This window comes from Tessaracoccus coleopterorum, from assembly GCF_011174705.1.
In the GTDB taxonomy this organism is placed as follows: Bacteria; Actinomycetota; Actinomycetes; order Propionibacteriales; family Propionibacteriaceae; genus Arachnia; species Arachnia coleopterorum.
The window spans coordinates 461159-472971 of record NZ_JAANIJ010000001.1; the positions used below are offsets into that span (position 1 = coordinate 461159).

The following is an 11813-nucleotide window of genomic DNA, read 5'->3' on the forward strand; positions in this document are numbered from 1 at the left end:
AAGCCCCGGCCCGATCCCGCGGCGCGACGCGTCGTGCGGCGCCCGGTCAATGCTGCCGCAGTGCTGCCCAGCCCGCCTCATCGAGCTCCCGGGTCTGCCCGTCCGCGGTGGTGATGGTGGCGCCGGTGACGTCGTCCTGGTCGTGGCTCAGGTTCGGCCCGAAGTTGGAGATCGGCCACCAGGCCGCCCACCAGCCGTCGTGGACGGTGGCCGTCACGTCGCCGGAACGCTCGGTGTGGAGGACGAGGCCGGTCAGGTCTCCGGCGCGGCCGTAGGCCAACTGGTGGCCCTCGGCCTTGGGGCCCGACTCCCAGAGGCTCGTGTCGAGGGCCTGGCTGCCCTCCCCAGCACGGTGAACGAGTCGACGGCGGGCGCCTCCCCGATCCCGTCGGGCGAGACACCACCGGCGCCGCCGCGTTCGCTGAGCAGGCAGTGACCGTAGCTGCCGTCGTCCCCGATGACGACGGTCAGGTCCCAGCTGCCCCGACGCTCGACCAGCACGGCGCCGAGGTTGCCCTCAACCTGCGTCCCTTCCCGGAGGTACGCGACGCAGTCGGCTCCGATCGCCTCCGACTCGGTGGGGGTCAGCTCTGCCGGCAGGGCGGTCCAGTCGGCGTAGGCGCCCGGCATCAGCAGCGACCCTCCCGCGAGGGCGCCTGCGAGGATGGCGGCCAGCGCGATCCTCCGGGGGCCTTGCGCTGCGCGGGCTGCGGGCGGGTCACCGTCTGGGCGAGCTCTGCCCGCAGGGCCGCCGCGTACTGGTCGTTCATGGTCGTTCCGGACATGGCGTCACCTCTCGTGCGGATGGCTGCGGCCCCGGTCGGAGCCGCTGACGAAGGCGGTGCATGCGCGACTTCACGGCCGCGACACTGATCCCCAGCACCTCGGCCGCGTCGGCCATGGAATACCCCTCGAGCGCGACGAGGGTGATCAGCTGCTGGTCGGCCCAGGGCAGCCCCTCAACTGCGCGGCCAGCACCGGGTCGATGCCGTCGACGCTCGTGTCGAGATACGTTTCCGCCACGTCGCGGGCCTCCGCCGGCCGCGGAAGCCGGTCGAGCAGGGCCCGGTAGCGCCGTGAGGATCGGCTGAGGTTCCGCGTGGCGTGGGTGGCCGTGACCAGCAGCCACGGCAGCACCGAACCCTGCACCACGCGCACGGCGTCGCGTCGTCTCCACAGCTCCAGGAATGCCACCGCGACCGCATCCTCGGCGTCGGCCGTCCGGTCGACGAGCCGCAGCACGTGCCGGTACACCCGATCCCGATGGAGGTCGAAGATCAGGGCGAACGACTCACCGTCGCCGCCCCTGGCCTCGTCCCACAGCGTGTGTTCTGCCTTCATGCCCTGGAGTGTCCCCACCGCCGGGAAAGGTTTCGGGCCAATGGTGGCCAGGCCGTCGGGCGGCACCGCACCGCTCAGCACCACTTGTCGACGATGGCCTGGATGACGGCGGCGTTGCGGTTGGTGGCGGGCTCGAGCAGCCGTGCGGCGCCGAGCGGGTCGACGACGCCGTCCTGGTAGCCGGGCCACAGGAGCGCGTGGACGGCCCTGCCCCGCACCACCATGTTTCCCCGCTCCGACGACGTGGCCTCGACCCGGCTCTTCAGCTCCGGCGACGGCTCGTCCTTGAGCAGGTAGATGTAGTGGCGGGCCAGGCCCGGGTGCTGCTCGGCCAACCCCAGTGCGTCGTCGGCGATGGCCGAGAGCTCGGCGGACGTGAACACGATGGTGGGCACCTCGAAGCCGCGGTCGGCGGCGAACGCGGCCTCCAGGGTCGCCTCGATCTTCGGCCGGGATCGCATGCTGGAGGTGAGGCGCACGTTGCCGGTGTTGATGTGGGTCTGCACGTCGCTGAAGCCGGCGGCCTCGACGGTGCGGCGGATGTCGTCCTTGGGGAACTTCCGGTTCGCGCCGAGGTTGATGGCCCGCAGGAACGCAACATAGGTCGGCATCGCCCCATCATGCCGGACGGACCCACGGCCCGCTCCCGACGGGACGGACGCCGTCGGATACCGGTCTCCGACCGCGGCGGATACCGGGTGGGGCACCCGTCGGCCGGCGGGCGGGTGTCGGCGGAATCTTCCCTCCGGACTATGGCCACGAAAGGCGAACATCATTTAGTATTGCGCTCGAAAGCCGAACGTCATCAGGTTTTCACCATCGTCATCACGTCATCGTCATCAAAGGAGATGCCATGCCTGATCTCACCCGCCGTACCGCGATGGTCGCCCTGGGCGGGCGGCCCTCACGGGCGCACTGTCCGCCGGGTCGGCAATCCCGGCCAACGCCGCGCCGCGGCCCAACCGCACGGTCACCGTCTACCTCGTCCGCCACGGCCAGACGTGGATGAACTACACCGGTCGCGTCCAGGGCTGGTCGGATTCGCCCCTCACCGAGCAGGGAATCACCGTGGCCGCCCAGGTGGGCCGCAACCTCGCGGCCGAGATCGGCGGGTTCGATGCGGCGTACTGCGCCGACACCGTCCGCCACTACCAGACGGCCACCGGGATGCTGGGGCCGCCGGGTCGAGGCTCGAGCCGACGCGCCTCTTCGGCCTGCGGGAGGCCGCCTACGGTGGATGGGAGGGCGAGAAGCAGACCACCGCGCTGCCCGCCATGCTCAAGTACCTGCCCGACCCGACCAACCCGTTCGCCGCCACGCTCGAGCAGATCATGAACGCGTTCGTGCAGAGCAACCCGAAGCCCGACCTCAAGGCGGAGACGCACGCGGAGGTGGCCAAGCGCATGGGCGAGGCATTGACGGCGGCGGCGTCGGACAGGACCATGCCGAGGAAGCACGGCGGCAACATCCTCGCCGTCTCCAGCGGCATGTCCAGCGTCGCCCTGTTGGAGACCCTCGGCGTGACGGGCTAGGCGAGCTGCACAACGGCGCCGTCAACAAGCTCGTCTACGCCGACGGCGCGTGGACCGTGGAGTGGGTGAACAACACCGACTACGCACACTGACCCACAAGGCCGGGAGACGCATGGGCCCTCGTCGACCGCGGGAGACCGCGTCGGCGAGGGCCAACCTCACTCCCCACCCAGGGGCCTACCGATCGGGATCCGGGCACCTGAGGTCGATCCGGCCCTCGCTGGAAAGCCAGATGGACTCGTCGTCGGCCTCCGCCCACCGAGCCGACGCAGTTGTGCGTCCATCCCTGTCACGGGGCGCATCGGGCTCGCCGTCTTCCTCCGGGTGCCAGGGGTTCGGCTCCTGCCTGCGGATCGTTGGCGCTGACGCGTCGTCCTGTTCGGGATGCCAGGGGTTCGGCTCCCGCCGTGGAGTCGGCACCGACCGACTCACAGCGCCCACGTCGACGCCGGCATCGTCACACCCCTCGGGCGCCAGGGGTTCGGTTCCCACCGCGGAGTCGGCACCGACCGACCCACACCGCCACCGGCCTCGGCGCCGGCATCGTCGCACTCCTCGGGGCGCCACGGGTTCGGTTCCCACCGTGGAGTCGGCACCGACCTACGCACAGCGCCACCGGCCTCGACGCCGGCATCGTCACACTCCTCGGGATGCCAGGGTTCGGTTCCCGTTTCCTGGTCGGGGCAGACTCGTCCCTTGAGCGTCGGGTTCGTGTCTCGGGGTCTCTCGAGGCGCCACACGGCGGAGAGTTCCCGCACCTTCGGCTCCACCCTTTCGCAGTGGAGTGGGGGCAGGACCTTGCCGGGTACTTCGTGTCGTTTGTGGCGAAGTGGTCGGCGTTGCGGGTCGATCGTGACCGGTGGATACAGGACCGGGAGCCCGTCCTCGGGATCGATGACCAGCAGCCACTGATACTCCGGTGACTTGTTCGGATCGGGTTCGGCCACCCGGTGATGGAAGGAACACAACAGGGCAAGGTTGGTCAGCTTGGTGGCACCGCCTGCCCACCAGGGAACCGCGTGATGCGCATCACAGGCGGCGTAGCCGACGTCACAACCACGAAACACACATCCCTTGTCGCGCAGGTTCAACGCCATCCGCATCGGCTTCGGGATTGTCCGGTTCTCCCGCCCACATCCAAGGGCTGCGACACCGACCCCAACACCGCAGGCAGGATCCCCGCATCACAGGCCAGGGCCCGCACATTGGCCGGGGTGACCTGTTCACCGGTCGCGGTCAGGGTCGCGTGCCCGATCCCATCGACCAACGTGTCATACGACATGGTGACGATCACCCGCGGCCGGTCCCCACCATCATCGGGCAGGTCGCCGGTGGCGGCAGCGACCCCAGCAGTCGCTCCAACGCATCTGCCCGGCGCGCGGCCCTCGACGGCACCGGCCCACCCTTGTAGGAGGCGGCAGAGGGCATCAACGCATCCAGTTGCGTCAGCAGGGTCGCCCCGACCACGGGGGTGACTTTCCCTGCGATCCGCATCGATCCATGATGATCGGGCTCCACACTCAGGAACCGTTCCTGCGAGGCGATCCGATCTTCCCGGTCGAGGCGTTCGGCCTCCCGCTCCTCCGCAGCCTCCGGATCCAGCAGTTCCGCGACCCGGCGGGCCATCTCGGCCAGATCGACGGGGTCGAACTTGTCCGCATGCGCGATCAACAACTCCTGCGCCCGGACCACATCATCGACCCCAGCAGTGAGTGTCGCAGCACCCGCACGACCGCCTGCACCTGCGTCAACGACATGACCCCGTCCCGCAGCGCCTGCCCGATCACCGGGAACCGATCCGCGAGTTCCCCGGAGAGTCTGCACTGGGCCAGGGCCTCGCGGCGGGTGACCTTGTTCGTCTCATGGACATGGGTGACCGCGTTGAACGCGGCAGGTGGGGCACTCAGGCTGGCGCGATGCAGGAGGGAGAGGCGTAGGCCTGCGAGCTGGTCCATCATCTGCGCGATCGAGTCGGCAGCGTCGGCGCATTCCCGGTCGGGAGGTGATCGGCCCACGCGGCGATGTCCGCGGCGTGGGCTGAAAGGCCCATCACCCGCTCGACGACCACCACGTCCTCCATCCCCAAGCATAGCCCTAATCAAACGTGATTCAAGACCCTGGGTCTACTATTTTCATTCTTTTTGATTTCGGTTTATTCGGCGTCTCCGCTCGTCAGCGGCCTGTACTGCTCCGGGTTGGTGGGGTTTCCGACGTCGTTCAACGGTTTGTACGATTCCGTTATTCCGGTTCGGTATTCGATCACCGTTTGGGGTGGTTGGGGTCGGGTTGTCTGGAAAAATGGGCCAGTAGCCGATTCTGATCGGTCCGGCTGAAAATAGTGGCCACGACCCTGCCCCCTGTGCCCGCGAACCGAGCCCAGCAGCCCAGACGAGCCGCAACCGACCCGTCCGTATTGCTCCCGAGACGCCCACCGCGGACGAACCCGGCAGCCGACGCGTGCTGCAGCCGACCCGTCCGCGTTGACGCCTGGAATCCCAGCCACCCGCGAACGAAAGCCAGGGCAGTTACCTCCGACCCACCACGGCCCCGTCACCGTCCGCAAACCGTCTGACCGGGGAGCCCGACGCGCTGCTGGCCGACACTCAAAGGACGGTGGCCCATAGTTTCAGCCGCACCGATCAGAATGGGCTACTGGCCGATTTTTCCAGGTGGTCCACAAGCTGGTAAGCCGGCGGACGGCGACGCGGTCCGGCCAGGTCCGCCATGTCGATGCCAAGCACGCGGGCACCCGTCCCTCGGTCGACGCCAACCCGGTGTTCGTCGACGTCGTGGCCCCGAGCCCGTCGCCTGCCCGTCGGCCCGGTCACCTCGACCGCATCCGCCGTCGACCCCCGTCACCTCGACCGCCTCGCCAACATCGACCGTCTGGTCGACCCCACCACGGCCCCGTCACCGTCCGCAAACCGTCTGATCGGGACGCCCGACGCGCTGCTGGCCGGCACCCGGAGGACGGTGGCCCATAGTTTCAGCCGCACCGATCAGAATGGGCTACTGGCCGATTTTTCCAGAGGTGCCGCGGGCTGGTCGGCCTGTCCATCTTGCCGACGGCCCCTCCGGCCGCAGATCCCCAACCGCGGATTCCCCAACCGCGGATCCCCCAACCGCGGGCGGAGGGGTCCGTCCTATCCGGACGACGCGACAGCTTCGCCGAGGTCGACCCTTTCCAGGTCGACCTCTCCCCTGGCGAGCCTGCCCCGCGCCTTACCGGAGAGCCTGTCGTCCAAGCCCGCCTCAAGCAGCCCACGGATCCACGACCCGCATCGGCACATCACCATGTTCGCGCCGACGTCGTCGGCCGAGCGGGCCTCCTCGTAGGCCGCCACCGTCACCGGTCCCTGGATGCGCCCGGCCACCCGCTTGAGTGACTCGACGGCGTCGGCGCGCGTCGCGACGCGGCCCGGGCGCGACTCCGGGTCAAAGTCGAGCACCGCATCGGCCCACGGCCAACTGCCGTCGCGATTGGCGGCGTAACGCAGCAGGCTGCGGGCGCGCGCGTGGACGTGGCTCCATTCGCCGAGCCGGTTCCGCACGCTCGCGCCGCTGCCCATCCCCTCGCCCTTCGTCCAGTCGTCGAAGGCCGCGAAGCTGTAGCTGGGCAGGTCGGCGCGCAGGAACGCCATGACGGCGGCCCACAGTTCCTCGTCCGCGACGACAGGGCGGAGCCCTCCCCTGTCGCGGATCCTGTCGCCGAGCCCGGCAAGGACGAGCGCGGCGTTCCAGCTGCTGAACCGGATGGCGATTGTCTGCTTACCCGGCAGCCCCCTGTCGGTAGCCCACTGCGTGTAGTCGTCACCGGTGAGGGTCTCGGTCTGCGCACCCCATTCGGCGAGGGCCGCGATCAGCGTCTCCTCGGAGGTGCGGCCGGTGTCGGGCGGCCGCACGCGGGTCTCGTGAACGGCCAGCCGGTGCTCAAGCGCCTGACGCACCGTCTGTTCGTCAGTGTCGACCCATTCGGCGATCTCTGCGACGGTGAGCTCCGGGTAGGTGAGCGAGGTGCCGTAGACGCGGCGTGCGATCCTGCGTCGTCGACGGTCGGCGCTGGCCTTCTGCTCCCGCCGGAGTTCCCTCATGACGACGCCCTTGGAGGTGGCGATCTGCCGCACCCGCTCGCGGCTGATGCCGTGGAGGTCGCCCATGTCCTGCAACGTAAATCCGGCTCGGAGCCCGGCGATCATGATGTCGTCGCGGCGCTCGATGCGTGTGAGCCCCGGCAGGGCGTCGTACCAGTCGCGCCAGTCGTCGCGGTCCATGTCGTCGATGACGACCAGCGATGCGTCGGCGACCTCGTCAGGTGTTGATCTCTCCCCCAGCATGCAAGCAGGCTAATCAGTCCCACTGACAGTTCCGGCTCACGCCTCGGCGACGCCCTCCAGCGCCGCGGGCCGCCCCGTGGAGCGGGCCCATCCGAGCACGACGCCCGCAGTGATCACCACGGCCGGGAACTCCCACAGGTGGTCGATCATCGAGTGCACCCGAGGCACGTCCACGCCGCGATGGCCAGCGTCGCCGCCTCCCGGGTGCCCGGGCCGCCACCGCGATGCCACCGATCACGATCAACGCGAACAGCACGACACCGACGAGCCCCAGTTCAGCGCCCACCTGCAACACCAGGGAGTGCGCCATCCCCAGCGAAGGCTCCCGCTGCGCCAGCTCCGAGGCCTCGACGAAGGTGCCCGGCCCCGCACCGGTGACGGGGTGCGCACCGCTCCCCCACTGATGCAAACATGAGTTCCACTGGGGAGTTTTCAAGCCGCCACGCGAGCAGCCGGATCTTTGCCCGCGGCAGGCCGGGCACGACGACAACCGCACCAATACGATAGGCGGCGATAGCCCTGTCGAGCGTCTCGATCTCGAGCCGGGGTAGTCCCACAAGCTCAGGGTGGTCGAGTGTGTCCGAGTCCTGGTCGGCGATGGGGACAGCAATGCCGACCGGTCGGTACCCAGCATTGCGGTTGCGGCGCAAATCCCGGACGACCTCAAGGATCTCGCGGGCCGAGCCCACCACTACCGTCGGAGTGTGGGCCCCCCAACCGCCCGACGGTGGTGAAGGTACTGACGGCAGGCCCACCGGCTTACCAGCAACAGGAGGGTACCAAGAGGCAGGAGCACGATGAAGTACGTTCGCGAGAATTCCGCCTGCAGCAGGTAGGAGACGATGGCCACCGCACCGAACGTGTAGAGGCTGCCACTCATCACGCGACGGAACTCCTCGAGGCCGTGCCCGACGACACCACGGTCTCGCGAGCGGTGCACGTCCAGCGCGACCCACCACCCGATCCCGACGAAGAGAGACACCAGCGGGTAGCCGATCGGCGAGCCACCGACATGAACCTGGAGGTCCCCACCGAATCTCAGTAGCAGCACCGCCACCATCACAGCAGCGATCGTGGCCAGATCCGAGAGCCGCAACAGCAACTCGTACCTGACATACCAGCTCCGGCCTAGTGCAGGCAGGAGCGCGGGCTTCCGCGCCCTACTGGGTCCCGTGGCCGACCGGACCTCAGCGTCCACAGGCATCGTGGTTCCCTTTCCCCGCGTCTCTCTCAACTCAGGTCCTCGAAGTCCGACAGTTAGCGCGCAGCGCCCGGACTGGGCGTGCCGTCAGCTCCGCATGCAGCCGTTGACAGTCGAAGCTAGAGGTGCGACCGTGAGATTCTTGGTCGTCGCACTTGACCTTTCTCAGCACGAGGCCCAGCACGCCTAGTACCACCCGATCGAGCGACGCAGCCAGTTCAGAGCTCCGCACCACGCCGCCGCCAACGATGACCAGGGCGCCGCCGGTGATCCGGGCAAGCGCCCAGGAGAGGCGACCCCATGTGACAAGGAAGCCGCCGCGCGACATCGCTGGAGTTCCGACCACTGCGTGGACGAAGCACTGACCTTCGCGCGAACTCATGATTGGTGGACACCCCCAGCTCGGTGTTTTTTCACGGCCTTGGAAAGCCCGAAATTATCACAGGCCCCCGTGCAACACCCTCAGGGTAGGGTATGCCTCCGACAAGGCTGAAGTTGCGGCGAGTCATGTCTCATTCGCTGCTGACAAGGCTGTTTGATCGGCGTGTTGGCGACTCAACCTTGAGCTACGCGGAGGCTGAGCGTCGGGTCACGGTGCACGGGGATGCACGAAACGGGGTTAGCTGGCCGAAAGTTAGTACCTTTTCTGGATGCAGAAAAGCGATTCTCCTAGGTCGCTCACCGACGTTGGCGTTAGCGGTATCACCGGAGTGTGGCATGGTTCCTCTTAACGGTACCGGTGGTCCCCGATAGATTTCAGCGGCCGGGTCGGGTTCCGATGAGGCCACCACCCGCGGTCGTGGGCCGTCTCGGCGGTCCGGTTCTCTGGCTGGGTTGGGTGGGCGGGCGCGAGAAGTTTCGACACGTCAGGCGGTCGACTACGGCCACGCCGGGCGGCTCAACCGGCAGGAGCAAAGCTCCACCCGGAATCCACAGCTCAACCGGCTGGACTGTAGCTCATCCGGCGACACCGCCGGAACGCCGAAGCGGCGGCGCCGACCAGATGGTCGACGCCGCCGCAACGGATGAATCAGTTACCGGCGAGCTTGTCGCGCAGAGCCTGCAGCGACTCGTCGGACGCCAGCGAACCCTCAACGGGGTCTCGGTGGTGTACCCGGTGCCAGCCTCGACGGCGAGATCACGCTCGGTGGTCTCGGCCGACTCGACCTGACGCTTGTGGGCCTCCCACAGAGCCTGAGCCTCGGCGTACTGGGCCTCCCAAGCAGCGCGCTGCTCTTCGAAGCCTTCCTTCCACTCGTTGGTCTCCGGATCGAAGCCCTCGGGGTAGATGTAGTTGCCGGCCTCGTCGTAGGACGCCTGCATGCCGTACAGCAGCGGATCGAAGTCCTCGGCGCCGACGTCGACACCCTCGTTCGCCTGCTTCAGCGACAGGGAGACGCGACGACGATCGAGGTCGATGTCGATGACCTTGACCATGCGGTCGTCGCCGACAGCGACAACCTGCTCGGGGATCTCGACGTGACGCTCGGCGAGCTCGGACACGTGGACCAGGCCCTCGATGCCCTCACCGACACGGACGAACGCACCGAACGGCACCAGCTTGGTGACCTTACCGGGAACGATCTGGCCGATCTGGTGCAGACGGGCGAAGGTCTGCCACGGATCCTCCTGGGTGGCCTTCAGCGACAGGGACACGCGCTCGCGGTCCATGTCCACCTCGAGCACCTCGACGGTCACGGGCATGCCGACCTCGACAACCTCACCCGGGTGGTCGATGTGCTTCCAGCTGAGCTCGGAGACGTGCACGAGGCCGTCAACGCCGCCAAGGTCGACGAACGCGCCGAAGTTGACGATCGAGGACACGACACCCTTGCGGATCTGGCCCTTCTGCAGCTGGGTGAGGAACGTGTGACGCACCTCGGACTGGGTCTGCTCAAGCCACGCACGACGCGACAGGACCACGTTGTTGCGGTTCTTGTCGAGCTCGATGATCTTGGCCTCGAGCTCCATGCCCACGTAGGGCTGGAGGTCGCGGACGCGACGCATCTCGACGAGCGAGGCGGGAAGGAAGCCACGAAGGCCGATGTCGACGATGAGACCGCCCTTGACCACCTCGATGACCGAGCCGGTGACGACACCGTCCTCTTCCTTGATCTTCTCGATCGTGCCCCAGGCGCGCTCGTACTGAGCCCGCTTCTTGGACAGGATCAGACGGCCTTCCTTGTCTTCCTTCTGCTGGACAAGGGCCTCGATCTCGTCGCCCACCTGGACGACGTCGAAGGGATCGACATCGTGCTTGATGGAGAGTTCCTTCGAGGGGATGACGCCTTCGGTCTTGTAACCGATGTCGAGCAGGACCTCGTCCCGGTCGACCTTGACGACAGTGCCGGAGACGATGTCTCCGTCGTTAAAGTACTTGATGGTGGCATCAACCGCGGCCAGGAAGGCCTCCGGCGAGCCAAAGTCGTCGACTGCGACAGTCGAGGCCTCAATAGAGGAGGTCATGTAGTAGGGCTCCGAATAAAGCTGTGACGCACTCTGGCCCTTGAAAGCACTGCCTGCTCCGTCCGAGGCAACACAGGCCACAGCGCCCGACCAGACTACCCCGCAGGCGCAGTAGGAGCAACCCACGACCTGCTTTCCGGACAGACCGGTTGCCACACGCGCCCGCGAGCCACCTATTGTGGGCCCGTGAGTCATGCCGCGGAGCAGCCCCGCCCCAAGTCAACCAAGCCGATCATCGCCCTGGTCGTCGTCATCGCGATCGCCGTCGGCCTCCTCATCTGGGGCGTCACCAGCCGCGGCGGAGACACCCCGGACGCGGGCCCCACCACCACCCCGGTGGTCACCACCACCAACTCGGCCGTCGAGCCCGTCGCCCCGGCCCGACGGCGACACCGACACCCACCCGACGGCAACCCGAGCGTCGCCGGCTGCACCGCGGTCACCGAGGGCTTCGTGCCCGACAGGTTCACCATCGAGCGCTTCGACGCCGACGAGCGGGTCGTCGCGCTCAACCTCGACAAACAGGGCAACATCGCCGCCCCGCCGCTGAACGAGCCCCGGATGGCCGCCTGGTGGAGCGGCGGCCCGAAGCCGGGCGCCGACAAGGGCCGAGCCATCCTCACCATCCACACCTACCGGACGGGCAACGCGCTCGGCAACGAGTTCTTCCGCGACGGCCAATCCCACTTCCAGCCGGGCGACCTGCTGAAGCTCCACGGCCCCGACGGTCAGGTCCAGTGCTACGAGTACAGCGACGCGCAGAAGATCACCGTCGCCGACTACGCCGAGATCGCCGACACCTCCACGATGATGTACGACCCCGACGGCCCGCCCAGCCTCAGCATCATCATCTGCTGGGATTTCGAGAAGGCAACCGAGGTGTGGAACTCGCGGGTGTTCTTCAACTTCACCCCGGTTACCGTCATCGCCGACTGACGG

16 protein-coding genes are annotated in these 11813 nt (G+C 67.8%); 3 read left to right on the forward strand and 13 right to left on the reverse strand.

Features of this window, described 5'->3' with window-relative positions; translation table 11 throughout:
- Positions 1-46: 46 nt before the first annotated feature.
- From G7085_RS02920 to G7085_RS02940, 6 genes are all read right to left on the reverse strand, one after another.
- A complete protein-coding gene (locus G7085_RS02920; protein ID WP_197509912.1) occupies positions 47-280 on the reverse strand; it encodes a hypothetical protein in 234 nt (77 codons plus the stop codon).
- On the reverse strand, positions 253-630 hold the full coding sequence (locus G7085_RS02925; protein ID WP_197509913.1) for a hypothetical protein: 378 nt from the start codon (positions 628-630) through the stop codon (positions 253-255). The genes G7085_RS02920 and G7085_RS02925 overlap by 28 nt, the downstream gene beginning before the upstream one ends.
- On the reverse strand, positions 630-785 hold the full coding sequence (locus tag G7085_RS02930; protein ID WP_197513024.1) for a hypothetical protein: 156 nt from the start codon (positions 783-785) through the stop codon (positions 630-632). The genes G7085_RS02925 and G7085_RS02930 overlap by 1 nt, the downstream gene beginning before the upstream one ends.
- Positions 767-955, reverse strand: coding sequence for an RNA polymerase sigma factor (locus G7085_RS33940; RefSeq protein WP_408647167.1), 189 nt, complete (start codon positions 953-955; stop codon positions 767-769). The genes G7085_RS02930 and G7085_RS33940 overlap by 19 nt, the downstream gene beginning before the upstream one ends.
- On the reverse strand, positions 931-1341 hold the full coding sequence (locus G7085_RS23615; RefSeq protein ID WP_231979167.1) for an RNA polymerase sigma factor: 411 nt from the start codon (positions 1339-1341) through the stop codon (positions 931-933). The genes G7085_RS33940 and G7085_RS23615 overlap by 25 nt, the downstream gene beginning before the upstream one ends.
- Positions 1342-1415: 74 nt before the next feature.
- Positions 1416-1952, reverse strand: coding sequence for a DUF1697 domain-containing protein (locus tag G7085_RS02940; protein ID WP_197509915.1), 537 nt, complete (start codon positions 1950-1952; stop codon positions 1416-1418).
- Positions 1953-2274: 322 nt separating this feature from the next.
- Between G7085_RS02940 and G7085_RS02945 the strand changes: the two genes are divergently transcribed.
- Together G7085_RS02945 and G7085_RS02950 are read left to right on the forward strand one after the other, a co-directional pair.
- Entirely contained in the window at positions 2275-2676 is a 402-nt protein-coding gene (locus G7085_RS02945; RefSeq protein WP_331715913.1) for a phosphoglycerate mutase family protein, read from the forward strand.
- On the forward strand, positions 2673-2873 hold the full coding sequence (locus G7085_RS02950; RefSeq protein ID WP_197509917.1) for a histidine phosphatase family protein: 201 nt from the start codon (positions 2673-2675) through the stop codon (positions 2871-2873). The genes G7085_RS02945 and G7085_RS02950 overlap by 4 nt, the downstream gene beginning before the upstream one ends.
- 428 nt (positions 2874-3301) lie before the next feature.
- On the opposite strand, the gene G7085_RS02955 is transcribed toward G7085_RS02950, so the two are convergent.
- The 7 genes from G7085_RS02955 to rpsA all read right to left on the reverse strand — a co-directional run bounded on the left by G7085_RS02955 (position 3302) and on the right by rpsA (position 10874).
- Positions 3302-3970 (reverse strand): HNH endonuclease signature motif containing protein, encoded by a 669-nt coding sequence (locus G7085_RS02955; RefSeq protein ID WP_197509918.1) that lies wholly within the window; start codon positions 3968-3970, stop codon positions 3302-3304.
- A 193-nt stretch (positions 3971-4163) separates the two neighbouring features.
- Positions 4164-4547 carry a DUF222 domain-containing protein gene (locus G7085_RS23620; protein WP_231979168.1) on the reverse strand — a complete coding sequence of 128 codons (384 nt, stop codon included), beginning with the start codon at positions 4545-4547 and terminating at the stop codon, positions 4164-4166.
- Complete coding sequence (locus G7085_RS02965; protein ID WP_197509919.1) at positions 4541-4831, reverse strand: hypothetical protein; 291 nt, start codon at positions 4829-4831, stop codon at positions 4541-4543. The genes G7085_RS23620 and G7085_RS02965 overlap by 7 nt, the downstream gene beginning before the upstream one ends.
- Before the next feature lie 1185 nt (positions 4832-6016).
- Positions 6017-7207, reverse strand: coding sequence for a hypothetical protein (locus tag G7085_RS02970; RefSeq protein WP_197509920.1), 1191 nt, complete (start codon positions 7205-7207; stop codon positions 6017-6019).
- A 36-nt stretch (positions 7208-7243) separates the two neighbouring features.
- Complete coding sequence (locus G7085_RS29260) at positions 7244-7366, reverse strand: hypothetical protein (protein WP_269451754.1); 123 nt, start codon at positions 7364-7366, stop codon at positions 7244-7246.
- 532 nt (positions 7367-7898) lie between these two features.
- Positions 7899-8258 carry a hypothetical protein gene (locus G7085_RS02975; protein WP_197509921.1) on the reverse strand — a complete coding sequence of 120 codons (360 nt, stop codon included), beginning with the start codon at positions 8256-8258 and terminating at the stop codon, positions 7899-7901.
- A 1107-nt stretch (positions 8259-9365) separates the two neighbouring features.
- Positions 9366-10874 carry a 30S ribosomal protein S1 gene (gene rpsA, locus G7085_RS02980; RefSeq protein ID WP_456300387.1) on the reverse strand — a complete coding sequence of 503 codons (1509 nt, stop codon included), beginning with the start codon at positions 10872-10874 and terminating at the stop codon, positions 9366-9368.
- Positions 10875-11060: 186 nt separating this feature from the next.
- Here rpsA and G7085_RS02985 point away from each other — a divergent pair, with 186 nt between their 5' ends.
- Positions 11061-11810: a class F sortase gene (locus G7085_RS02985; RefSeq protein ID WP_197509922.1), complete on the forward strand. Its 750-nt coding sequence runs from the start codon at positions 11061-11063 to the stop codon at positions 11808-11810.
- The last annotated feature ends 3 nt before the right edge of the window (positions 11811-11813 follow it).